The 24,143-nt window shown below is 58.1% G+C and carries 21 protein-coding genes; 15 read left to right on the forward strand and 6 right to left on the reverse strand.

Translation table 11 applies throughout. From position 1 onward, the window contains the following. The first annotated feature begins 50 nt into the window (after positions 1–50). The 4 genes from I6F09_RS24760 to I6F09_RS24775 all read left to right on the forward strand — a co-directional run bounded on the left by I6F09_RS24760 (position 51) and on the right by I6F09_RS24775 (position 6,343). Entirely contained in the window at positions 51–953 is a 903-nt protein-coding gene (locus tag I6F09_RS24760; protein ID WP_225189246.1) for a DMT family transporter, read from the forward strand. Next, positions 950–2,236: an ATP-grasp domain-containing protein gene (locus I6F09_RS24765; protein WP_225189247.1), complete on the forward strand. Its 1,287-nt coding sequence runs from the start codon at positions 950–952 to the stop codon at positions 2,234–2,236. Before I6F09_RS24760 ends, I6F09_RS24765 begins: the two co-directional genes overlap by 4 nt. Next, positions 2,236–3,573: a glutamine synthetase gene (locus I6F09_RS24770; protein ID WP_225189248.1), complete on the forward strand. Its 1,338-nt coding sequence runs from the start codon at positions 2,236–2,238 to the stop codon at positions 3,571–3,573. Before I6F09_RS24765 ends, I6F09_RS24770 begins: the two co-directional genes overlap by 1 nt. 2,296 nt (positions 3,574–5,869) lie before the next feature. Further along, on the forward strand, positions 5,870–6,343 hold the full coding sequence (locus I6F09_RS24775; RefSeq protein WP_225189270.1) for a hypothetical protein: 474 nt from the start codon (positions 5,870–5,872) through the stop codon (positions 6,341–6,343). Here the strand turns inward: I6F09_RS24775 and I6F09_RS24780 are convergent. From I6F09_RS24780 to I6F09_RS24795, 4 genes are all read right to left on the reverse strand, one after another. After that, positions 6,272–6,868, reverse strand: a complete 597-nt coding sequence (locus tag I6F09_RS24780; RefSeq protein ID WP_225130879.1) for an aminodeoxychorismate/anthranilate synthase component II — start codon at positions 6,866–6,868, stop codon at positions 6,272–6,274. The two genes, I6F09_RS24775 and I6F09_RS24780, sit on opposite strands and share 72 nt — an antisense overlap. After that, positions 6,865–8,259, reverse strand: coding sequence for an aminodeoxychorismate synthase component I (gene pabB / locus I6F09_RS24785; RefSeq protein ID WP_225189249.1), 1,395 nt, complete (start codon positions 8,257–8,259; stop codon positions 6,865–6,867). The genes I6F09_RS24780 and pabB overlap by 4 nt, the downstream gene beginning before the upstream one ends. A gap of 184 nt (positions 8,260–8,443) precedes the next feature. After that, positions 8,444–8,728, reverse strand: a complete 285-nt coding sequence (locus I6F09_RS24790; protein WP_225130875.1) for a Dabb family protein — start codon at positions 8,726–8,728, stop codon at positions 8,444–8,446. Between the two features lie 135 nt (positions 8,729–8,863). Further along, the gene (locus I6F09_RS24795; RefSeq protein ID WP_225189250.1) at positions 8,864–9,499 is read right to left on the reverse strand and encodes a GntR family transcriptional regulator; all 636 of its coding nucleotides are present in this window, start codon (positions 9,497–9,499) and stop codon (positions 8,864–8,866) included. Between the two features lie 114 nt (positions 9,500–9,613). Between I6F09_RS24795 and bioB the strand changes: the two genes are divergently transcribed. The 7 genes from bioB to panC all read left to right on the forward strand — a co-directional run bounded on the left by bioB (position 9,614) and on the right by panC (position 17,151). Then, positions 9,614–10,609 carry a biotin synthase BioB gene (gene bioB, locus I6F09_RS24800; protein ID WP_225189251.1) on the forward strand — a complete coding sequence of 332 codons (996 nt, stop codon included), beginning with the start codon at positions 9,614–9,616 and terminating at the stop codon, positions 10,607–10,609. Positions 10,610–10,660: 51 nt separating this feature from the next. Further along, positions 10,661–11,014: an aspartate 1-decarboxylase gene (gene panD, locus I6F09_RS24805; RefSeq protein ID WP_225130861.1), complete on the forward strand. Its 354-nt coding sequence runs from the start codon at positions 10,661–10,663 to the stop codon at positions 11,012–11,014. Between the two features lie 76 nt (positions 11,015–11,090). Further along, positions 11,091–12,248, forward strand: a complete 1,158-nt coding sequence (locus I6F09_RS24810) for an 8-amino-7-oxononanoate synthase (RefSeq protein ID WP_225189252.1) — start codon at positions 11,091–11,093, stop codon at positions 12,246–12,248. Further along, positions 12,241–12,876, forward strand: coding sequence for a dethiobiotin synthase (bioD, locus tag I6F09_RS24815; protein WP_225189253.1), 636 nt, complete (start codon positions 12,241–12,243; stop codon positions 12,874–12,876). The genes I6F09_RS24810 and bioD overlap by 8 nt, the downstream gene beginning before the upstream one ends. Continuing rightward, positions 12,873–14,138, forward strand: coding sequence for an adenosylmethionine--8-amino-7-oxononanoate transaminase (locus tag I6F09_RS24820; RefSeq protein WP_225189254.1), 1,266 nt, complete (start codon positions 12,873–12,875; stop codon positions 14,136–14,138). Before bioD ends, I6F09_RS24820 begins: the two co-directional genes overlap by 4 nt. 1,279 nt (positions 14,139–15,417) lie before the next feature. Next, positions 15,418–16,296 carry a 3-methyl-2-oxobutanoate hydroxymethyltransferase gene (gene panB / locus I6F09_RS24825; RefSeq protein ID WP_225189255.1) on the forward strand — a complete coding sequence of 293 codons (879 nt, stop codon included), beginning with the start codon at positions 15,418–15,420 and terminating at the stop codon, positions 16,294–16,296. 3 nt (positions 16,297–16,299) lie between these two features. Further along, the gene (panC, locus tag I6F09_RS24830; RefSeq protein ID WP_225143632.1) at positions 16,300–17,151 is read left to right on the forward strand and encodes a pantoate--beta-alanine ligase; all 852 of its coding nucleotides are present in this window, start codon (positions 16,300–16,302) and stop codon (positions 17,149–17,151) included. A 231-nt stretch (positions 17,152–17,382) separates the two neighbouring features. Here panC and I6F09_RS24835 read toward each other — a convergent pair whose 3' ends face one another. Continuing rightward, positions 17,383–17,586, reverse strand: a complete 204-nt coding sequence (locus I6F09_RS24835; RefSeq protein ID WP_225189256.1) for a hypothetical protein — start codon at positions 17,584–17,586, stop codon at positions 17,383–17,385. A 1,244-nt stretch (positions 17,587–18,830) separates the two neighbouring features. Between I6F09_RS24835 and I6F09_RS24840 the strand changes: the two genes are divergently transcribed. Beyond that, positions 18,831–19,031 carry a hypothetical protein gene (locus I6F09_RS24840; RefSeq protein ID WP_225189257.1) on the forward strand — a complete coding sequence of 67 codons (201 nt, stop codon included), beginning with the start codon at positions 18,831–18,833 and terminating at the stop codon, positions 19,029–19,031. Positions 19,032–19,435: 404 nt separating this feature from the next. Here the strand turns inward: I6F09_RS24840 and I6F09_RS24845 are convergent, their stop codons facing one another. Next, positions 19,436–19,639: a hypothetical protein gene (locus tag I6F09_RS24845; RefSeq protein ID WP_225189258.1), complete on the reverse strand. Its 204-nt coding sequence runs from the start codon at positions 19,637–19,639 to the stop codon at positions 19,436–19,438. A 395-nt stretch (positions 19,640–20,034) separates the two neighbouring features. On the opposite strand from I6F09_RS24845, the gene I6F09_RS24850 reads away from it, so the two are divergent. The 3 genes from I6F09_RS24850 to I6F09_RS24860 all read left to right on the forward strand — a co-directional run. Beyond that, positions 20,035–20,244 (forward strand): hypothetical protein, encoded by a 210-nt coding sequence (locus I6F09_RS24850; RefSeq protein ID WP_225189259.1) that lies wholly within the window; start codon positions 20,035–20,037, stop codon positions 20,242–20,244. A gap of 805 nt (positions 20,245–21,049) precedes the next feature. Further along, positions 21,050–21,436: an ectoine synthase gene (locus I6F09_RS24855; RefSeq protein ID WP_225189260.1), complete on the forward strand. Its 387-nt coding sequence runs from the start codon at positions 21,050–21,052 to the stop codon at positions 21,434–21,436. A gap of 806 nt (positions 21,437–22,242) precedes the next feature. Continuing rightward, positions 22,243–24,143, forward strand: a 1,901-nt coding sequence (locus tag I6F09_RS24860; RefSeq protein ID WP_225189261.1) for an amino acid adenylation domain-containing protein, incomplete at its 3' end; no start/stop codon positions are given.

Below are 24,143 nucleotides of genomic sequence, written 5' to 3' on the forward strand. Positions count from 1 at the left end.
GGTCCTGCGAGGGCCGTGCGCCGCCTCGCGGGCACAGGAAGACTGGAGGATTGGCGAATCGCTTCGTTCTGGGAGTCCTATTTGTGGCGCTTTATGTCGTCGTGAGCGCGGCAGGCGAGGTTTATGCGGCGTCGTATTTTCAGCAAGCGGATGTGTTCGTCGCGCTCCTGCTGACCTTCGCTGTGGTTTGTCTGATGTTCAATCTCCTGGCTCGCCAGGAAGGACGCGAGGCAACGGTGGCGAAATGGTCGCTCCTCGTCTTCGTCGCGCTCAATGTCGTGACAGCAATCAGCTGGATCGGCCTATTTATCGGACTGAAATACGCTGAACCTGCGATCGTCATCGCCTTCATGGTGGCGCTGGGGCCCACCGCAACAGTGTGGTTAAACGCACTGATCAGGCGCCAGGGTGCCCCTCCAGCATCCGATATTGTCGTGAGCGTTACGATCGCAACGATCGGGAGTTACATGATTTGGATCTCGGCCAGCGGCAACGCAGGCGTGGAGTGGGGGGCTCGATCGTCCTTCGGCATCGTCTTGGCGATCGTGGCCGGCCTATCGCTGGCCCTTACAAATATACTTGTCAAACTGCTGTTCGATCGTGGGTTTTCTGGCCGACAAGTCCTGGCGCATCGCTTTTATGGAACGATTTTCTTGCTGCTGGGACTGGTCGACCATTCATCTATCGTGCCTGAGATCTCGCAGCATTGGTTTGCGATCGCGGCAATTGGGCTGTCGACGATCATTGTTCCTTTGCTCTTGATCCAGCAGGGCATTCGCCGGGTAGAGCCCTTCACCGTCAACATGGTCCTGTCCACCGCCCCTATCATCACCTTCCTGTTCCAGTACTTCGATTCTCGCATCGTGCCTTCGTTACATACGTTCGTAGGAAATGCTCTCATTACGGCTGTCGCTGTCGGAAACATCTACTTGCAGTATCGGAGATCCGCATGAAAGAACGGAGTTGTGTAATCGTAGACGCATATTCTACCGGCCGATACCTACCGGAAGAATTCAAGCGCTATGGAATTGGAACGGTGCATGTGATGTCGGCTGCACAGATTCCGTCCATATTCCAATCGCATTTCAATGCGGATCTTTATGATGAAGTCATTCGCCCCACCGAGCGCATGGGATATGACGACATCGTTGATTATCATCTTCAGGCTCTCCATGGCCGGGAATTGGAGTTCGTTATCGCGGGCTGCGAGACCGGAGTTGAACTCGCCGATTCTCTGTCGGAGCGGCTTGGCTTACCATCAAATGGGACTGCGCTATCCGCTGCTCGGCGTGACAAAGCGCGATTGTCTTGCGCGCTGACCTTTGCAGGCGTGCGATCGATCAGACAAGTCGTGTCCGACAGTCCTGTAGAGATCGCGAGCTGGAAGCGTGAAGCGAAGTTCGATCAGATCGTGATCAAGCCGCTGAACAGTACGGGTACCGAGGATGTATTCTTTTGCTCGACAGATGCTGATATTCAGCGGGCTGTGAGCGCAATTGTCGGGAAGACGAACCGTGTCGGAGCGTTGAATCGTTTTGCCCTTGGGCAAGAAAAAATAAACGGCCAGCAATATACCGTAAATGCCGTCTCGATCGACGGGGAAGCCTTCGTTACGGAGGCGTGGACCTATGACACGGTTCCGATTGAGAGGGCATCATCGGTCTGCTCACTTGAGAGATTGTTGGGGGGCAACGAACCAATCGTTCAGGAACTGTCCGACTACTTGGTGCGTGCGTTGCAGGCACTACAGATCGTCGACGGACCGGCTCATGCTGAGATCATCGTCGATCATCGGGGACCGGTTCTGGTGGACTTCGGAGCGAGGCTTCAAGGGACCATGTCGGCAAAAGCACGAACGATGGCGTTGGGGCACAACCATATGACCTTGACGGCCTGGCGTTACGCAGATCCCAAGGGCTTTGGTGAATATATGAGGCTGCGCGGGCCCTACAAGCGGCAGGCTCACGCACTTTGCGTCTCGCTGATCTCAGATATGAGCGGTGTCGTTGCCGGTTACCCGGGACTCGAAGCAATCCGCAAGCTCCCGAGCTTCGCGGATGCCATTGCATTCGTCCCGATTGGTCAAGAGCTAGTTCCCACGATCGACTTAGTGTCGACACCAGGCATCGTTTATCTCGTGAATAGCGACTTGACTCAGCTTGAGAATGACTATCGCAAGTTGCGAGCAATGCGGATGGACCAGGTGTTCGATTTAGTGATGCAGGATCGCGACTGATGCCAACTGATCCCAGGTTGACCGGAGCGAATCCAGCCCGCGCGGCGATGGTCGGCTTAAGCGACTTCGATGGCGTTCTGCGAGGCAAACACGTCTTAGGTGAAGATCTCGCGGGTGAAGATAAAGTTATCAAGTTCTCTGAAGCGGTGCTGGCGTGGGATTGTATGGACCGGGTCATTCCGGCCAGTTTCACGCAAAAGCCGCTATCGGCGTTCGGAGATGCTGACCTGCGGATTTTGTCAGGCACCGGCCGTTCGGTGTCTCATCTCGGCGATCAATATCTCTATCTCGCGGAGTTCGCGGGCGCACATGAGAACATCTGTCCGCGCGGTGTTCTGCGTAAGGTCCTGCGAAGGACTGCTGACCACGGATACGACTGCACTGCCGGGTTCGAGTTTGAATTTATGCTGTTTAAGGAGAACGCAGACACGATTGAAGACAAGCCGTTCGGCGAATGGGCTCCTTTAACGCGCGGCCCGTTCGGCTACTCGATTGCGCGCTCTGTCGCACAACATGAGCTGTTCGATGAGATCTTGGCGATTTGTGAGAAGGCTAGAATACCTCTCAGCGGACTACACTTTGAAACGGGACCTGCCGTTGTCGAAGCGTCACTTCGTCATTGTGATGCGCTGGAAGCCGCCGATCGAGCAATCATATTCAAGTCGATGATAAAAGCCTGGGCGCAAACGCGAGGCATGATGGCTACATTCATGGCCAAGGTTTCCGAGAAATGGCCCGGCCAGTCCGGCCATATTCACATCTCGATGTCCTCGGATAGTAAAAATGTATTTTACGACGGTGATGCGTTAGGCAACGTCTCCGATCTTATGAGGCAATTCATCGCCGGACAACTAGAATACATGAATGAGTTCTGTGTGCTCGCTGCGCCGAACGTCAACAGCTACAAGAGATTGGTACCTGGCTGCTGGGCACCAATCTGTCCAAGCTGGGGCCTTGACAACCGCTCCTGCGCGGTTCGCGCCATTCCGGGAGAGCCATCTGCGCATCGCCTGGAATATAGGCTGCCTGGCGCAGACGTGAACCCGTATCTCGCGCTCGCATGTGCGATTGGTTCAGGAATATTGGGCGTCGAGACAGGTCCGGAACTACCGGCTTCGATCGTCGGTGATGCAAGCCTGGAAATGTGTCGTCCGTCCGCGAGGCTGCCTCAAAGCCTATCAGAGGCAACATCTCGGTTTGCAGAGTCTGCAGCGGCCAGTGATGTCTTCGGAGAAAGGTTTGTTGAAGCGTTCGCTTGCTCGCGCCGTTGGGAGTGGGAATCCGTTCAACATCGGGTCACCGACTTTGAACGTCGGAGATACTTCGAGATCATTTAGCTTGAGCTCTTCGCTAGTTCTGAACCTCCTTCCGTTGACCGGTGCCGGCGCGACCATCGCGGCTGTCTGTGCCGCTGATGTTGAGCTTCATACAGAGCAATTGTGCGTTACTCGTTAAGTGAGGACCTTGGGAACGGTGAGGAGGTCTGCTATTATCTGCTCTATGGCAGCAACCGCGATTGCTCCGTTTGCGATGCTAGGTAATTCTAGCAACGAACAACACCATTTCCGTTCGCATCAATGAAGACGTTCTCGACTTCTTCAAGCGGGAAGGCATGGTCGATTATGCTCAGAGCACGAGCCGAAGAGGCCCGTGATGCGCGACGCTGTAGCCGAGCCGCGGAGCCACGCAGGACGCGAGGCTCACCATTAATGGGGGCAGCGCGACCAGACGATGGCTTAGCCGCCGCCGGCCACAACGAGGCTGGCGTTGATCGGTGCTGACTAGTACGCGCTTGGCGCGGCGCTCTGAATTCCCATCAGGGAAGAGGTCCCAGTCACCTTGGGTCCATTAAGTTCATGAGAGAGCGATGGCGGCGAACGCTACACGGCCATCTTGGGACCGAAAGGCCCCAACGACGTTCAACTCATTCATCACCCTCGGCCAACTTTGCCGAGTGAAGCTGCGGCACCAAGGACTTCCTCAGATATCTATGGCGGTCTTGCGCCAGGGTTTGATTCGCCGGGACTTTTCGAATGGCGTGAGGACGCTCCTTCGGCGCTGGCGCCAAACCTTTCCCTGCCGTCTGCCGCACCGGCATCAGGCCATCAGCCACTCCCGCAAGTGCCTGAACTGAGAGAGTTGTTCGGCGATCACTGGACGCACGGCCCCCAAAGAGGCTTCGCCTGTCGTGATCGACATATTGCAGAGCCTAGGTCTTCTGCCGAGCCGGGATGTCCCAATGACCCGTTTCTTAGTCCACGGTCAGCCCTACACGGCCGAGAGCCTACCGGGAGGCCGCGTTCTTCTCTTCCATCGGCCGCAACTTGGCTGAACGGGGCTCGTGGGCACCTAGTGTTTCGGCACAGAGATTTTGAGTCTTTGTGCTTTCGGCACTCTGGTAGATATTTTAGAATAGAGAGCGGCCTAATTTGGTGCGCGCCTTCTCGATCGCGAACATCCAATTGATGGGTGCGCGCTCGGCGTTGCGGCGTTCTCCCATGCAGCGGTCTCTCTGACGAGATGGGCATAACTGTCGATGCGCCGGTCGAGACACTGACGGGCGAGCGCGCTAATCTCGATCTCGATGATGTTGAGCCAATTGGCATGCTTCGGGGGGGAATGGAATTCGCGCATGCGCTCGGCAAAGTCGACGGCGGCCGGTGCTAGATGGCCTTCACTGGCCACATACCCCATTTGTACCTTTGGAGTGCACCACATGCTTCTGCGCCATGGCTTGAGATCGTTCTCGGCCAGGCGCCGTCTTGCGCGACAGGCTCTCCTGCGACGTCAGTCTGACCGTCTCGTCGGCCAGCAGCTCCAGTGTCCAGCGCGCGCGGTCGGAGGGCTGAAGCAGGAGGTGGCCACCAGAAGGACCTCTTCTTTGTCGTTGAGCTCGCGCTCTGCCCCTGCACGGGCTCTTCGCTCTGGGCGGCCACCGGGTTGCCTTCCGACAAAACGCCGACGGGTTCGATAGACCATCGAGTGGCCGACGTCCACGCTGCTGGCGATATCGTCACCACTCATCCCGGCATCGGCGGCATCTGCGCCTTTAGCTTGCGCACCGCCTGTCTGCCTCCGGCGCATCGAGGATGTGCTTGATTTGTACGCCGAGCCGCCCAATGAAGCAGTGCGGGCGCGGTCCGGACCCTACCGGCGGGGGGCTGAGTTGACGAAAGGTTCCTGCCGCATCCGCACTGCTGATGAGGCTGACGAGAAACATGACTCGGCGCCGACCGTTCTGGTACGCTAGCACTGTCCCTGCCACATCCCGCCAACCTCAACGGCTCTGTATCCGGGGGAGCTTACTGAAAGCTGACAGACCTGCGCGGCAAATCACAAATGGAAGGGGCCCCAGGGCAGCTTGCCACTAGACGTCAGGACGTTCAGGTCCAGACAAAAGGCCGTTCGGCGCGCTTACGATCAGCGGCCGCTACAGCGGCGCGACGGACCGGAGGGGCGGTCAGCTAGTCCACTGCAAGCTTTATGACTGATCGCCGGTTACGACATCCGGCTTCGGGCGGGTCCTCGAGGAGGAGAGTTTACCATCTGGATCACGCATCAGGCGCGTCCGGACCAAATACGTCGCACCGCTTACACAGTAGCGGTCTAGCTGGCTAGACATTCCTCGTGAACATGACCATATTGCCGAGCCGTCTCTCGATCCAAGAGCGCGCTATTGTCCGCAAAATGATAGACACAGCAGTTCTATTTAAGCCGCTCGGCTGCAGCCGTGATAACTTCGAAATTCTTGGTATCAGACATATGTTCGCTCACATGAACTCCTGGGACAAATCGCCAGGAGATTCTCTGACAATCGAACATCATCCGCTACATGGGGTGACCTACGCGCTTACGCTTGTTTTAGCGCTTTGCCGTCGATACGGGCTCCGGCCATTTCGTTATCACCGCCAGCGACGCAACACGGTGATGATCCGTGCGTCACTGGGCTTCGTCGACAAGGTGCTGCTGCCGGAGTTCACCGAGCTGGAGGGGAAACCAACAGTCCACCATCTTGATCGGCAGGCGAGCCGCCTCTCATTGCTCCGCGTGGTTTCGAAAATCCTCTGTGAGTCGCAAGAAGTTCATAAGCAGGACGTGCCCCTGTGAGGTAAGTATCGACTCGGGATGGAACTGGACCCCATAGGTGGGATAATAGCCGTGCGTGAAGGCCATGATCTCGCCTTCCTCCGAACGCGCTGTCACTATGAGATTCTGCGCACATGACTGATCAAGCTCGACGATAAGAGAATGGTAGCGTCCGACGTCAAGCGGGGTTGGCAGCCCCTTGAATAACCCTCGGCCGTCATGCGCAATGTACGAGCGCCGACCGTGCATGGGCCGATGCGCACGCGCCACCCGTCCTCCGAAAACGCTTCCAATACATTGATGTCCAAGGCAGATGCCGAGAATTGGTACGCGTCCTGAAAGTTCGCGAACCACTGCTGTCGATATTCCTGCCTCATTTGGGGTGCAGGGGCCGGGCGATATGACCACCGCGCGCGGGTTGAGACCAACGAGCTCGCTGATGCTGATAGCATCGTTTCGGATCACTTCCGTTGCTTCACTGAGCTTGTGGAAATAGCGGGCAATGTTGAACACGAAGGAATCGTAATTATCGATGATGACAATCAAAATGCACCAGCTGGTTCAGAACCAAATGCATCAAAGATTCGCTCTGCCTTGGCGAGCGTTTCCTCGTATTCGGCCTCGGGCTCCGACAGGGCCGTTATACCGCTGCCCGCATGAAACACAGCCAGGTCGCCGTCGATCGTGACCGTGCGGATCGCAATACTTGTGTCCATGTGCCCGTTGAAGCCGATGAAGCCGATCGCCCCACAATAGACCTCTCGCGCTATGCGCTCGATTTCTGTAATAATTTCCATCGACCGCAGCTTTGGCGCTCCCGTAATGGAGCCGCCGGGGAAGCAAGCACGGAGCAGGCTAACGGCGTCTTCGCCTCCGGCAAGTTTCCCCGTAACGATCGACACGAGATGGTGCACTGAGGCATATGACTCGAGATTGCACAGGGCCGGAACCTCGACCGAATGCGCGGTGCAAACGCGTGACAGATCGTTGCGCAAAAGGTCGACAATCATCGTGTTCTCGGCATGATCCTTTTCGGAAGCGAGGAGAACAGCCGCACGGCGCTGGTCTTCCTTGAAATCAGGAGAACGCGCGATCGTACCCTTGATAGGTCGTGTCTCGACTTGTCGCCCCTCAAGCTTCAGGAATCGTTCCGGCGAACTTGATGCGATGGTCAGCTTTCCCCATCGCAGCAGGGCCGCAAAAGGCGCTGGATTCAATGATCGTAGTTGGCAATAGTAGGCGAGCGGATCAAACGAGGTCGACAGGCGGGTGCTGAAACGCTGCGCAATATTCGTCTGGAACACGTCACCCGCCAGGATCAAGTCGATCACGCGTTGTACCGCCGCAATGTAGCCCTCGCGGCTGAAGTTCGAGCGCCATGCGCACGCTTTGCTGGGACAACCCTTCTGTGGCGCCTTTGGGCCGGCAAGCAATGCTGCAAACTCGTCGGCTCGACGACGCGCTCGTTCGCTCCGTCGCACCCGATCCTGCTCCGGCCATCCGGTCGAGACGATCCAGCATTTGTTATCCCGGTGATCGAAGCTGATGACCACATCATAGAAATGCAGGATGGATTGGGGCACACCCAGACCGGCAATTGCCGGCGCAGACAATCGCTCCAATGTCCTGTTCATGTCGTAGGCAAGGTAGCCTGCCGCTCCTCCCTGGAACGGCGGGAGATCGGGACGATGCTCTTGCGGGTACTTCGCGAGTAGCGTGCGAAGGACCTTCCATGGATCGGCCTCGAGAGTCAGTCCGTTCCAACTGACTTGGCCGTTCGCGACCCTATAGGTGCTGAACGGGTCGCACGTTAGATATGAGTAGCGCCCAAGCAGCTCGTGCCTTGCTACGCTATCGAGAAACGTGAGATGCGATCGATGCCCGAGACGTCGCATCGCTATGACAGGGTCAACCCACTGCAACTCGCGAACGTACATCGTGGTTATCGGTCACCGGCGGCTGACGTCGTGAAAGTGCCGTTCCATCTGTTGGCCCACCCGATGAGAACGACGCTTGCCTGCGATGGGCCGAAACTTGAGGCCCATTGCCAAGTTAACCAGGCGGTGGACTTTTTGCTGCGACAGCACCTGGATCATCCTGCCGTGGAGGCGCAAGGGGTATCTATGCATCGTAGTCGGCCGCGAACCGCAGCTCGCGGAGCGGTCGGACCCGCTTAATCGACTCCCGGTAGAGATCGTGCGCCTTGTACGCTGCGAGCTCCGCCTCGCTGTCGAACTCACCATAGACCACGACATCGATATCGTTGCCGAGCTGATCGGTCTTGCGGTTGCGGGCAACCTCAAGCCGGCGCGCATGTGGTATCGTGGTGAGAAGCGAAAGACCTTCGATGATATGGTCGATATGCGCCTCGTCCTTGGCGCTGAAGAAGACTATGTGACGAATCATGGCCGTCCGTGGAGATGTCGCTAGTGGGTGCCACAACTATCTGGGAATAGAGCCCGTTGCAATGAGGCTAGTCGCTTGCCGCATGATCGTCGCTTGCGATCGTCGGCGATCCGCAATGAAGCTTGCCAGATTTGCTCAGGGCGCCGGAAGGGCAAGGCGCTCAATGGTTTGAATGTGCCGCGTGAGCAGATTACAGGCTTGATCGACGTTGCGCGTTCGCAAGGCTTGCAGAATCAGGCGGTGATCTTGATTGGAGCGCGGTCGCCAGCCCACCGATCGCGCCATCGCGAACACCAATCGAGAATTGGCAAGCTGCAGTCCATCGAGGCTCGCGAGCAGACGCGGCATTCCGCACGGCGCGACCAAGGCTTGGTGAAAGGCGCGGTTGGCTGTCTCAAACTCCTCGATCGTCTTTGCATTGTCTCCTTCGATCAGGGCGAGCTCGATCTGAGCCAAATGAGCTGTTGTGAGCCTTGGCCCCGAATGGCGCAATGCCACCACTTCGAGCGCGGCGCGCATTTCGGCGATCTCCTTCACTGAACGGGTATCGAGCGGGGAAACCCGAACACCGCGACGCGGCACCGCGACAACAAGATGTTGTGCCTGCAACTGCCGAAAGGCCTCGCGCACGGGGACGTGGCTGGAATTGAATTCTCGTGCCACGTGATCCTGACGGAGTGGCGCGCCTGGTTCTAAGGCGCCGCTGATAATGCGCTCAGCAATTGAGTCCGCGATGCGCGCGACCGTCGTCATGTTGTCACGAGTGATCATAGATTATCTACCGCAATAACCGGTGCATTTGCGAGACAGCTCGATTAGCATCTCTTCGAGGGCAATGACTATAGATAATTGACGCGATTATCTACAATTGAGCGGGATTGGCTTATGGATGCTGCTGCGCAAGTCCAGCGGAAGGAAGCAGGCAACGGGACGCAGGTTCGTTATCATTGGAACGTCGAAGAGGCTAAGGCGCTCTACGACCGTCCTTTTGCCGACCTGATGCTTCAGGCGCAGCACGCTCATCGCAAGAACTTCGATCCAAACCACGTCGAAACTGCGAGCCTGCTCAGCATCAAGACCGGCGGCTGTCCGGAAGACTGCGGCTACTGCTCGCAAAGCGCGCATTACGAGACCGGCCTGAAAGCCACTCGTCTGATGCATTGCGCCGATGTGGTTGCGACCGCGCAGCGCGCGAAGGATGCCGGCGCCACGCGCTTCTGCATGGCCGCGGCCTGGCGCACGCCAAAAGATCGCGATCTTGATTCCGTCTGCGACATGGTCAAGGCGGTCAAGGGACTCGGCATGGAAACGTGCGTCACGCTCGGCATGCTGACACCGAAGCAGGCCGCGCGCCTCGCCGAGGCCGGCCTTGACTTCTACAATCACAACGTCGACACATCGCCCGAGTTTTACAGCAAGATCATCACCACCCGCAGCCTGCAGGACCGCATCGATACGCTGGCGCATGTGCGCGATGCCGGCATCAAGATCTGCTGCGGCGGGATTATCGGCATGGGCGAGCGCGTCGAGGACCGCCTGGGTATGCTCGTGCTGCTCGCCAATCTTCCCAACCATCCCGAAAGCGTGCCGATCAACCTGTGGAACAAGATCGAGGGCGTGCCGGTGGAAGACACCGCGGGGCCTCCCGATCCGATCGCGCTGGTCCGGCTGCTGGCGACCGCGCGGATCATGATGCCGAGGAGTGTGGTTCGCTTGTCCGCCGGGCGGCAATACATGACCGATGAATTGCAGGCGCTTTGCTTCTTGGCCGGCGCAAATTCAATCTTCGTCGGCGACGTGCTCTTGACCACCAAAAACCCGAAAGTTGATCGCGACGCGGATCTGCTGGCCCGGCTCGGCATCACGTCCGGGCTCTCCTGACGGAAGCAGTGCGCGCAATATGTTGCCCCCTACATCCAGCCTAGGTGAGAAATGCAGATAACTTTGATGAAGGGCAAAATCCATCGCGCCTCAGTGACCGAAGCTGATCTTCACTATGAAGGCTCGATCTCGATAGATCGTACGCTCCTGGACGCGGCAGGAATGGTGATCAACGAGCGCGTCGAAATCTACAATGTCGAAACAGGGATGCGCTTTGCCACCTACGTGATCGAGGCGCCGCCGATGTCTGGCACGATAAGCCTGAACGGTGCGGCCGCCCGACTGGCGATGCCCGGAGACAAGATCATTATCGTTGCATATGCCTCATTCGACGAGGCCGAAGCAAAGATATTCAAGCCACGCATTGTGCGTGTGGACAGAGACAATCGCATCCTGGCAAGTTGAACCTAACGGGCCATCCTTCCTTCTTAAACGGCCAACGCATTTTTTGCGTGATTTGATGCGAGCCTCGGAGTCATGAATGCGGTCAATCCAAACAGCTAGACTTGGTCCCTACGTCGCAGCGTTGAATGCCTTGAACGATGATAAACGGCTGCGCTGCCTCAAGCCCCGCGTGGGGATCGATTTCGCATCGAACGACTATCTGGCGCTCGGCAACGCCTCGCACATCAAAAAGGCGATGGTCGCCGCGCTCGAGGCGGGCACTCCGGTTGGAGCCGGCGGGTCGCGGCTTCTGCGCGGCAATTGCGAGGAGCATGAACGGCTCGAAACGGAAGCGGCTCAGTTCTTTGGCGCGGAGGCAGCGCTTTTCTTTGGAGGCGGCTACATCGCAAATTTTGCCCTCCTGACAACGCTGCCGCAGCACGGCGATCTGCTCGTTCTCGATTCGCTCGTGCACGCCAGTATTCACGAGGGGGCACGGGCCGGCCGCGCAGAGTGTCGAATTCACGCGCACAATGATCCCCAGTCACTCGAAGACGAAATTCGCGACTGGCGAAACAAAGGTGGGGCGGGCCGCGTCTGGATTGTGGCCGAAAGTCTCTACAGTATGGACGGCGACTTCGCTCCACTCGAAGAGCTGGTGGCAATCGCCGATCGCCACGACGCGTTTCTGATCGTGGATGAGGCTCATGCCACAGGCGCTTACGGGCATCAGGGACGAGGGCTCACGGCCCCTTATGACAGGCGCGAAAATCTCATCGTCGTTCATACCTGCGGCAAAGCGCTCGGTGCGGCGGGTGCACTGGTTACGGCCTCCGGCATCTTGCGCGATTTCATGGTCAACCGCTGCCGTCCGTTCATTTTTGCCACCGCCCCATCACCATTGATGGCCGTTGCCGTTCGAGAGGCACTTCTCACCCTGCAGAAAGAGCCGGAGCGGCAGCAACGGCTGGCCAATCTCGTTGCGTTCGCGCATCGGCAGATCACCTCGCTTAGTTTGCGCACACCATCGACCTCTCAGATCGTGCCGTACATCGTAGGTGATAATGCTCATGCAATGCGACTTGCCTCTGCTCTGCAGGCGCGCGGCTTCGACATCCGCGGAATTCGGCCGCCAACCGTCCCTGCAGGCACCGCCCGGTTGCGAATTTCGTTGACACTCAATGTTGGGGAAGCGGACGTGCGCGCAATGCTCGATGCGCTGGTTGAGGTGACGAGGGCTCGTTTTGATGAATAAGCGGATCGTCGTGGCTGGTACGGACACCGGGGTCGGCAAAACGGTATTTTCCGCAGGGCTGGCCGGCCTTCTCGGCGCGAAGTACTGGAAGCCGGTCCAGGCTGGACTCGAACAAGAGACCGACTCCGAGTGCATCCGCCGCCTCGGTGGCCTCTCGTCCGATCGGATTGTCCCGGAGCTCTACCGACTTCGGACGCCTGCGTCGCCCCATTACTCCGCGGAGATCGACGGTGTTCGCATAGATACAGAGACGCTTCGACTGCCGGACAGCGGCGAGCGGCAACTCGTGATCGAGGGCGCCGGCGGACTCATGGTGCCGCTGACAGCGCGCACTCTTTACATCGACATCTTCGAGCGCTGGCAGCTCCCCGTCGTGCTTTGCGCAAGGACGGGACTGGGCACAATCAATCACTCCCTGCTCTCCATAGAGGCTCTGCGGAAGCGTCAGATTCGAATCCTTGGAATTGCGTTCATTGGCGAAAGAAACGCCGAAACTGAAAGCGCGATTTGCGAGATCGGGAGAGTGCGTTGGTTGGGACGGCTACCGTGGCTTGTTCCCCTCACGGACGATAGGCTGCAGGCCGCTTTCAAAGACTCCTTTGTTAGCAGCGATTTCCTGAACCTATGAAGATAGCCAGGAGGTCGCCGATCTGGCACCCGTTCACGCAGCATGCTCTACAGCAGGACATGACGAAGGTGCTGCGGGGAGAGGGGGCTTATCTCTACACCGAAGATGGCCGACGCCTTATCGATGCAATCTCCTCCTGGTGGGTCGTGACCCACGGCCATTGCCATCCATGCATCGTGAACGCGATCCGAGACCAGGCAGGCAAGCTCAACCAGGTCATCTTCGCCGGATACACTCACGACCCGGCTGAGCAAGTTGCGACGGAACTATTGAAGGTCACCTCCCCGGCGCTCGAGCATGTGTTCTTCTCCGATAGCGGGTCAACCAGCGTCGAAGTCGCGCTGAAAATGGCGCTCGGCTACTGGCGCAATACCGGAAGACAGCGAACCCAAATTGTGGTGATGCAGCACTCGTACCATGGCGACACGATCGGGGCGATGTCGGTAGGTAGCCGAGGCGTCTTCAATGCGGCCTACGGGGCGCTGATGTTCGAGGTGACCTCGATTCCGTTCCCGGCAAGAGATCGTGAGCAAAGAGCGCTCGATGCGCTTGAAAACGCGTGTCGAAACGAACATCCCGCAGCCTTTATCGTGGAGCCCCTGATATTGGGTGCCGGTGGAATGCTGATGTATTCTCCCTCGATCCTAAGAGAGATGAAGCGGATCTGCGAAGCCTTCGACGTCTTGTTCATTGCGGACGAGGTCATGACCGGCTGGGGCCGGACGGGTACCTTGTTTGCGTGTGAGCAGGCCGATGTCATGCCCGATATTGCCTGCTATTCGAAAGGCCTCACGGGTGGGGCGCTGCCGCTCGCCGTCACACTCTGTCGTGCCGATATTTTCGATGCGCATTATTCCGAAGATCGCACGCGTACGTTTTTTCATTCGAGCTCATATACGGCCAATCCAGTAGCCTGTGCCGCCGCCAAGGCTAATCTGGATCTATGGCAGGATCAGGAATATCGCCGGCGGCTGGCATCCCTGGCCAGGATGCAAGAACAGGCACTCGCGCCATTCCGCGCCGATTCACGGTTCGCAAACGTCCGACGCACAGGAACAGTCACGGCGCTTGAACTCAACACGAGCGATGCCGGCTATCTGGCGGACATCGGTCCGAGGCTTTTGGATTTCTTTCAAGCGCGGAATCTGCTGTTACGCCCACTCGGTAATACGATCTACGTGATGCCGCCTTACTGCGTTACGGCGGCCGACCTTGATGAAATCTATACTGCCATCCGCGACGCTGCTGACTTGCTGATGTGAGATGCACGAGGCTGTGCAATCATCTGCAGCGACAGCATCTTGGAAGGCGAAAGTGTCCGTATTGCTGCCGCTTGATAGTGCAACGAGAATGCAGCACCCAAGGCTCGCAGGCTGATCGTGCTTTAAGCACTTAAGCGCTCCCGACCCCGCTGCCGCAGCAATCCTGCGGGCTAGCCATGAAAGGCGCAGCATTTGGCCGAAATGTCGGGCGAATTGCGTTAACCACGATAGAGAAATCCATTATCTTGAGCAAATTCTCGGCGAGGCTTTCTGCGGAAAGTACTGCTTCGCGAGGCAGCCGCACATCAGAGTCAAGACTCTTGATGGCTGCAAGAACCAGGGAAATGGACCGCCGGGCGACCGCACCTTTGGTGCGCGCGTGGTGCTGTGGTCAGAGGGCAGCGGGGCTTCCCCAAGTAAACGTCTGACAGGAGGCGAGAATGCACATTGGGTTCCGTAATTCCCCCGACCATTCAGCCACATGCTGCGCGATATGCGGCGGAAAGTTTGGGCTGATCCGCCATTACTGCTGGCGAACGGCCCTTTGCTCCAAGAAATGCGTCAACCGCTTCAAGGCGCGGCGGGAGGCCGATCAGAATTGGTTGCGACGGGGGCGAGCCGCTTAGGAATGGACTGAGTTGTGCCGGTACGACCCTGGTCAGAGAATTCAAGTGGCCCTCTAGAGCGCGTGGAAATCAAGTGACAGAAACATCGGCAAAAATAAACGACTTCAGGGCCTACAGGGCCAGCAGGCTGGCTCGGTCTGAGCGCCTTCGCGACGACATCTACTCGACCGCGACTCTCGCTGCGCTTACCGCGGCCTGTGACCTTCGGACGTTCCGGGCCTGCCATCCGTTTGCTTTGCTCGGTGCGCCAGCGCGAAAGCAGGAGTCTAACGAGTACCCCTAGGGGGCAGACACGGAGATGTGCCCTAAAGACGAAGTCCCCGCTGCGTGCATCTGCAGCTCGGTCCGGTCGAGCCGTCACCGTTTGGAGAGACTGCAATCAGCCCAGAAACGCGTGCAGATGGTGGCTCGTCGCGAGCGCCGCTCCTCGATTGAGGACGCCGCTGGCATAGCCGCTGAAACTGCACGGGAAGACGAGCCATCGGGTGGTGAAATCGCGATGAGAAAGGTCTCGTCTCATGGTTGCGCGACCATTGGGCTATTTTTGCGCTGTTCTCCAGTTCTAGAGAACTGGGATCTCCATCCTCCATGCCATTGACAGGTTTGTCCGGCGATCTCTAGGAAGCGCCGACGGTTTGGGGAGCGGATTCAATATGAGCCACAGTTCAGAGCAGCCTCTAGAGCGTGTCACGATTCCGGCACTGCAGCAGTGGAAGGATAAAGGACGGCGTGTCGTGATGACCACCGCCTACGATGCGGTTGCAGCGCGCATCGCGGATCCCATTGTCGATGTCATCCTGGTCGGCGATAGCGTTGGAAACGTCTGCCTGGGATTCGACAACACGCTGCCCGTCAGCGTGGCCATGATGAATCACCACCTGGAGGCCGTTGCGCGCACGAGGCCTCATGCCCTGCTTGTGGCCGACATGCCCTTTCTGAGCTTTCATGTCGGTTCTGAGGATACGATTCGCAATGCAGGAGGTTTTCTGCAGCGTGGCGCCGATGCTGTGAAACTCGAGGGTGGTGCCAAACGCATCGAGATGGTACGCGCCCTGGTCGATTGCGAAATTCCTGTGATGGGACATCTCGGTCTGACCCCGCAGAGCGTCAACGTCATGGGTGGATTCAAGGTGCAGGGACGGACAACGGATACCGCCTTGCGGCTGCTCGATGACGCCCACAGTCTGCAGGAAGCCGGCTGCTTCGCGCTGGTCTTGGAGGGCATTCCTGCCGAGCTCGCGGCGCGAGCGACCGAATGTCTCACGATACCCACCATCGGGATCGGAGCAGGACCTGATTGCTCGGGCCAAGTGCTCGTGTTTCATGATGTCTTGGGGCTAACCGAAGGTCATCGCCCCAAATTCGTTCGTTCCTATACAAATGGATTCCAGCTGTTCCAGGAGGCGCTGTCGCGCTGGGCTGCCGATATCCGCAAAGGTGCATTCCCGGGCTCGGAGGAGTGCTATCGGCTTCCTGATCAGCTTCGGCATGCCGTCGCCAACTGGGTGCCCTCCAATTCAACCTCAAGGTAAGAAATGCAAGTCATTACGAAGGTCGCTGAGCTGCGTCGCGCCCTTGCAGACGTTCGCAATGCCGATAAGCGCATCGGATTCGTTCCGACGATGGGATACTTGCACGACGGCCACCTGGCCCTGATCTCGGCTAGCCGGGGACACTGCGACGTCACTGTCGTCAGCATCTTCGTCAACCCCACTCAGTTCGGCCCAAATGAGGATCTCAGCAGGTACCCTCGCGACTTCGCGCGCGATGAAGCGTTGTGCCGCAGTGCCGGGGTCACCATCATCTTCGCGCCAAGTGCAGAGGAGATCTATCCGGCTCAATTTGAGAGCTTTGTCGAGCCGGGCGAACTCGCAAAACCGCTCTGCGGAGCTTTCAGGCCTGGACATTTTCGTGGTGTAGCGACTGTCGTCTGCAAGCTATTCAACATGGTGCAGCCGAACGTCGCGTACTTTGGACAGAAGGATTTTCAGCAATGCGCTGTGATACGCCGCGTGACGGTTGATCTGAATCTTCCGATCGAGATTGTCACTGTGCCAACCGTGCGGGAGCCAGATGGGCTGGCAATGAGCAGTCGCAACCGTTATCTCAGCTCGGAAGAACGTGGTCGGAGCCTTGCGATCAGCCGTGGCTTGTTCGCCGCAGCGCATGAGTTTGCCTCAGGGGAGCGCGATGCGGCAACGCTGATTGCGCTTGCAAGAAAGCATTTGGAAATGGTCGATCGACTGCAGTACCTTGAGCTTGTCGACACTGGGACCCTAAGGATTGCCGAGAGCCCTCTGCGCTACCCGGCGGCACTCTGTGTCGCAGCGTACGTCGGCTCCACTCGGTTGATCGACAATGTAGTCCTATCCCGGTCGCCATCGTAGCTAGATCCGCAAGTGATTGCGCTCAGAAACAGTCGAACCGGATGGATTGGCCCTGAAATCCTCAACATCTCTCGAAGGCGATCCGGAACTGCCCTTTGCGTGCTGAACAACTGCCCCCCGCTCAACCTCATGATGTCGGCTGGAGATTGGCTCTGCCGGCTGACGGGGTGGAGTGAGGCGGGGCCGCTCCCGCGCTGCCGAGAGCAGCCAAGTGCGAGTTCGCTTTCCGTTTTATGACTTCGGCGGCTCGCTCAGACACTCAGGAACGTTCCGACCGCTTTGCGTGCTTTTTACGACGTCGCGCAAAGCAATTTCAGAAAGTCGTACAACCAGCTCTTTGAGGCGCGCAATCTCCTGCTTGCAGCGCTCCAGCTCGTGCTGTTCGTCTGTCATCACAGATGGTGTGCGACGATGGCTGCTGCCGAGATGATTCATGTAGCTCCCTTTCCGACTCGACAAACACAACAGATAATCTGAACAGCCCAGCCGCTTCTCTTCTCTGAACGAGGCGCCTCGGCGTCAGATCGGAGCGTTTCACATGCAGCCCGCCACTCCCTGCAAAGGGCTTGCGCCCAGCTCGCAGACGCGCCGGCACTTTCGGCGACGCCATCTCGCTCGTCGCTCATGCTCAGTTGCAGTAATGGCCCCCAACAATGTGGCCGCGGAATATGCCGCCTTCCGGCTGCATGTGATTGCGCTGGACGGAGACTGTAACAAAATGGCAATATCGATTAATGCAACGAGCCGCGCTCTCGCGCTCAAATCCTGCATTACGGCAGGGCCTCCGATGAATTTTCATGCGACGTTCGCGTGTCCGTGCTGGGGTCCTTCAGCTACACCAGGCTTATATATCCAAAACGCAAGTCGCTACCGAGATCATCCGCTTGCAAGCGGGCATTGCCAAAGGAGATTCGCTCAAAATCGTGTGCTGCCAATACGTGCGATTATGGATCAATAACCGCACGCCCGCCCATGACCAACTTCACGATAGCGCTCCAAAGCTGCATAAAGCCGAAGTTCCCTGAAGGGCGCCCAGGGGCGAGTCAAGGGGGCACTAAGCGCGGGCGCCGGATCCCGGCCCGATTTCGTCGCCAGACGTAGGGCGGGCGCTGGTTTTTGACGCACTTCACCGCATGAATTGAAGTCCCTCTACAGTGCGAGATGCCAAGCGCTCGGGTTTGGAGCCGATAGGAGCCGTGTCGTGAAACGACATCGGAGCAGGGCAGTGGCAAGCTATTTCTACCATCTCCATCGGGCAGGTATGCCAAAGCATTGGTTGGACGCAGCAGGCGCGTTAAACGGCAAATCCTCTCGCCGCAATTGAACCTGATGAGGCTCGGCAACGAACTAGCACCGTCCGAGCATTGGCCTGCCGCAGCCGCCCAGTCAGTCCGGCGCGAGCATGCCGTACATAATCGCAGAGCATGATCGCAGGGCGCTCATTGGCCTCTGAGCTCTAGCAAGCTTGTCTGTTAAGCCGAGACGGCCGTCGAGAGGACAACAGCAGGCCGATCAAGCGAGCTGCCGCAATGGGTCAGCGATCGCAGAGGTGCTGGACATTGCACCGCGCTGGAAATCTGCTGCCCGGCAGTCGCGGAGGCTCATAAGATCTAATGTACTTGAGTTCCGGTCCAGCAAATGCCCATTATCTTCCTCGATGGTACGAGGGAGATCCCCCAATGTTGGGCGGTGCCACGACCGCGCTTCTGCGTACGATCCTGGATGAGGTTTGCGAAAGCGTCTCACCGTATGACGCCGGCGTCCGCGCCGACGTTGCCTCCAAAATCCTGGAGGTCGCCACCAGAGGTGAGACGCGCCCCGATCTGCTTAAACAGATCGGTCAGGAAGCTCTTTCCGGAGCACCAACGATGTGGCGATAGATCTAGGACATGGCTTGTCATTGAGGTGAATTTCCAAGGCACAGTGCTGAAGATCCTGGCCTGCTACCCAGGTTCGCGAGCGCCGTCGCGTCGCCTGCGGCATAGCGATCCGGCCAGCTCGCAGAGGTGCATCGTGGTTGCAGATCGATGGCGGCCTAACGTCACCCAAGACGCGGCGTTATCCGATGTGAATCGGTTGGCGCGTTGCTCGCTGCGAGGCCGATCGTTGAAATGAGAGAGCAGCTCGCACAACAGGCAGCGCATCAAAGCCTTGGCGCACGCACCCTTGCGCGCCACGATGCGGGTGAGGCGTCGCGCTAATACCCTTCGTCCGGAAACGAGGGCGAACTCAGTGTTCGGCGCCGGAGCGCCATCACTTAAGCGAGCCGGTGCGCCATTGCTGTTTACTCCTGTGCGAGCGCCGCAAGTGCCCTTTCGATCACCGTGATGTCTTGACTGACCTGAGCGATCGCTGGCTTCGGATCAACTCCGGTAACGCAGTTCAACTGCTGCAGTAGCTCCCGCCGATGCGCCAGAAGGTTCTCCAGCGCGCTGCGGTTGTTTAGTTTCACATAGCCGTCGACGATCAATCCAATCGAAAGAGACATCGAAACTCTCAAACAAAGCCGTTCTCAACGAAGATGCGTATAGCACATCAGCAAACGATGTTCAGCTCGTCGGGAGAGAATACTGACGGGCGAGCTTGTTAGCGACAAGCGTCCGGCGCCGGGGGCGTGACCCCCTATTCCTTGCGCCTTACAAGCGTCCAGTTCTGGTTGAGCGACTAGCCGAGCAGAAAGACGGCTACGGCGAGCCAAAAACGCTGCGGATCGTCGCGATGGAAATGCTAGCGAGGGGAAGGAATGATAATTACGAACTAGCATGGTCCTTGTCCGCCTGCCGAACGACTTCCGGGATGCGATGGCATGCGGCGCCTTGATCGACGACATGCTCGCCTGAATATCTCTTCGTAGAGATTGCGACGACCTCAGGAGCGTCCAGGATGCTCGATGAATATTTGGCCCGCATTCGCGCTCACCGTAACAACATCTACCGTTATCCTCGCCTGCTGAAGTCGAACCTGTCGGGTGTCGAACGTCAGTTCATGGAAAGACGCCTCACCGAAGAGCAGACCGCCCGCGAGTCTCTTTCGGCCGAGACCTTCCCGCTCGCGTTCAGCCTTCCGAAGGGGAGGGACATGTCGGCAAGCTAGGCGCGGAGCCGCGAACGACGCGCGCATTCGGGGCCACGCGATTTCTCGCCGACGGCATCATCATGAGCTCGCGACCCGGCAAATAATCGATAATCCGCCCGCTGTTGGACTAGCCCCAGGACCTGATCTGCTGACCTGCACGTGAGTTCATTCGGCTCGGGTGTCAGGTGCTCAATCTATATCGGCATTTGCCCATAGCGGATTAGAAAGCCGCACTGTTCGACCGGTTCTCGCTCCGGACCTGTTTGTATCCGGCCATATCTCGGCAGTTTGTTAGATTGGCTACACGCCCAGCCAAATCGTTCTCACTCACTAGCCAGCTGAGACAGCCACAACTTCATCTTTCGTCGGCCTGCGACCACGGCATGAGATTTGCTCTACTGGCTGAGACGCTGCGGAACCGTATTCGCGGCGAGAGGCACAGCGAGGAAGGAAACGACTTGCCAAATCTGCGATTGGAGACAGTTTATGTCGCCGGCAATATCTCCAGCAGCATTCTGGGGAATCCAAAGGTAAGCGGCGGCACCACGCCAAAGGTGGAACATCAAATTGGTACGCGCCGATCGGGATCGGCTGCGAAATACCCTCGCGCCGATATTTTCACTAGTCGCCGTCGGGCAAATGGCAGGCCTTTTGCGTGTAGCCGATCCCATAGGACTGCTGCACGGGCTCTTCGCGACCGACGCTTGGTTGTCTCGACGGACCGCAATCGGCAGCGCGACAGGGAAGTCGCAGTTCCGGGGCAGAACAACGGCCTCCAGCTTTTGGATCAATCACTTCAACCTGCACCGGGCGATCGAACACTATGATTGTGCGTAGCCTGCGCGACGTCGAAGCAACCGATCACTTCGTCGATTGGGGCAATGGTACTAGCCACCGCCTTCTGACCGATAAGGACGGCATGGGTTTTAGCATCTGCCACACCGTGGTGCGCGCTAACACCGTTTCGCTTCTGCAATACCGGAATCATCTCGAAGCCTGCTACTGCATCGGCGGAGAGGGCGAGGTCGAGGACATGGACGGCAATGTCTTTCCCATTCGCAGGGGTGACATGTATGTGCTTGACAAGCATGAAAAGCATTTCCTGCGCGGGGGACGGAACAACGACATGATCCTCGTAAGCATCTTCAACCCGCCCCTTACCGGAACCGAGCGCCACAAGCTCGACGACCCGGCGGGCTCCACATATTGAGTGATGCGAAGAAACGCCAATCCAACATGAACTGTCGCTAATTGCGAGATACATTTTACTCGAGCAATCCAGCGCTGCCTCGTATCGCACGCGGACCTCAGAAAAAGTCTTTGTCCCGGTTTTACGAAAGGCGCACGCGATGCGCTTCGGCGGAGCTGACAAAATACTTTGGCATTCCAGGTCCATTTTCCCTTGTCCGGAAGACCAGGCGGGCGGAGGTTTGTGCCGATTGATAACGCGCTCAATTGTACGATGTCTGGCGACGCTGTTGGACAGCTGACATAGCACTGCTGTGGCTTTCGCATTGATTGCATTCGATTTCACCTTTGGCACGATAGATGCGTAATCGTCTAAAGGGCGCCATAGAGGAGAAGTCGTTCGATGAGGACGCTTACCAGAAACTCTGACGCGGTTGAGTGGCAGCTGCGATGCTGCCGGCACCATATTTGGTGATGCGGAAGGTTGGCACGAAGATTGAGTGATCTGCTTCGGCGAAGGGTTTCGTCACATCAATGCAGACCAGCCTAAGCCCGAGCAGATCCGAACCGATGTGAGCGATTTGCGTGAATCAAGAAAGTCGCCTTCCGAGCTTGAGCGATGAACAGGTGCAGAGCATATCTGCCGCGCATGAACTGCTGGCGCGTGGGGAGGAGTTTTGGCGACGGCGGCTCGAGCAGTTTAGCAGATTGCATCTTCCTTTTCTGTCATCGTCCGTGGCTGCGGCGCCTTCCCGATGGCAGTCGAGTTCGTGGTTTAGCCCAAGCGGTTTGGCTAAACTTTCCCCACAAGATCGCTCGGAATATTTGGTGACGGCTTGGCTGATCTATCTCGCTCGGATCACCGGGCAAAAAGAGTTTCAACTGGGATGGAAGCCTGCATGGGACGGATTGCAAACTGGCTCCAAACTCGTAATCGCCTCCGTCGTGCCGATGGAGGTTTGCATTGAGCTTGCTCATGATTTTGAAGAAGTGCGCAAAACCGTAGCGGCCGAAGTCGCTCAGCTGAGGGCGCACGCCAGCTTTGCCCGAGATCTTATCGCGCGCTGCCCGACCTTGCGAGGAGTGGAGGCGCTACGGGCGCGCCAGCCTTGGCCGATTGGTATTGCAATCGCGACAGAGAGCTGTTCCGTCGCCGACGATCTGTCGACAAGCAACAAGACTGACCAAGCCTTATGCGGCGATTTGCTGACCTTTGAGGTTCGCGCTCTGGATGGGAGCTTCCGCTGCCATTTTGATGCCGCTCGATTAGCGCCCAAGCAGATCGGCCGCATGACGCAGCATTTGCAAGCTTTGTTACGCGGCGTGATGGACGATGCGGGGCAGTCTGTCGGCCGAATCGGCATTCTGCCAACCGACGAACGCGCGTATCTACTTCAGGATTTGAATCGGACGGCGGCGCCTTATTCGTTTGAGCGATGTATCCATGAGTTGTTCGAGGCGCAGGTGCAAAGGGCGCCGGAAGCGATTGCAGTGGTCCATGAGAGGGAGAGACTGAGCTATGGCGAACTCAATGCGCGGGCCAACCGCCTGGCGCATCATCTGATCGAGCTCGGGGTCAAGCCGGACCAGCCGGTGGCGATATGCCTGGAACGCAGCCTAGCGATGGTGGTTGGTGTCTTGGCGATCATGAAGGCTGGCGGCGCCTATCTGCCGCTAGATCCGGCTTATCCGTCAGCGCGGCTGCGGCAGATTGTCGACGATGCAAAACCGAAACTGCTGCTTTGCGATGTCGCCGGTCGAACCGCATTGGGCGCCGATGCCGTGGCCGATGTGACGGTGGTCGATCTGGAGACGACGACCCCGGCTTGGGGCGAGCGGCCGCCTTCGAACCCGGACCCGGGCACGCTTGGCCTCACATCGCGCCATCTCGCCTATGTCATCTATACCTCCGGCTCAACCGGAATCCCCAAGGGCGTTGAAATGTCCCATGGCGCGCTTGTGAATTCGCTTGCGGGGATTGGCACGTCAAAACTGCGCACACTTCAATTCGCGACCCTGAACTTCGATGTGTCCTGTCAGGAATTGTTCATCTGTTGGAAGGACGGCGGAGTGCTTGTGCTCGTGCGGGAACAGACCCGGAGGCGCTTCTCCGACCTGCTGGAATTTGTAGAGCGGGAGGCGATCGAGCGGCTTTTCCTCCCGTTCGTGGCGTTGAATCATTTTGCGGAAGTCTGGAGCACGCAGCGGGTGCAGCTGCGCGCTTTAAGAGAACTTTATACAGCCGGCGAGCGATTACAGGCCACTCCACTGCTTAGGGCGTTCTTCGAAGCACATCCGAACGCGAGATTGATCAATCAATATGGGTCCACGGAAATCAGCGTCATTTCCGAGCACCACCTTGCAGCTGATCCGTCATGTTGGCCCCAGATGCCTCACGTCGGGCGCCCAATCGCCAACACGCGGGTGTACTTGCTGGATGGCTATGGCGCGCCTGTGCCGTTCGGCGCGGTGGGCGAGCTTTACATTGGCGGGGCGGGGGTGGCACGGGGCTACCTCAGCCGCCCTGAGCTGACCGCGGAGCGGTTCATCGCCAGTCCCTTTGTCGAGGGCGATCGGCTGTACCGGACCGGCGACTTGGCACGTTATCTGCCGGACGGCAATCTTGAGTTCCTGGGCCGCAACGACGATCAGGTGAAGATCCGCGGCTATCGCATCGAGCCGGGCGAGATCGTCGCGCGGCTTTGCGAGCACGCCTGGGTGCGCGAGGC

Origin of the sequence: Bradyrhizobium sp. IC3195, from assembly GCF_020193585.1 — a bacterium.
Taxonomy (GTDB): domain Bacteria; phylum Pseudomonadota; class Alphaproteobacteria; order Rhizobiales; family Xanthobacteraceae; genus Bradyrhizobium; species Bradyrhizobium yuanmingense.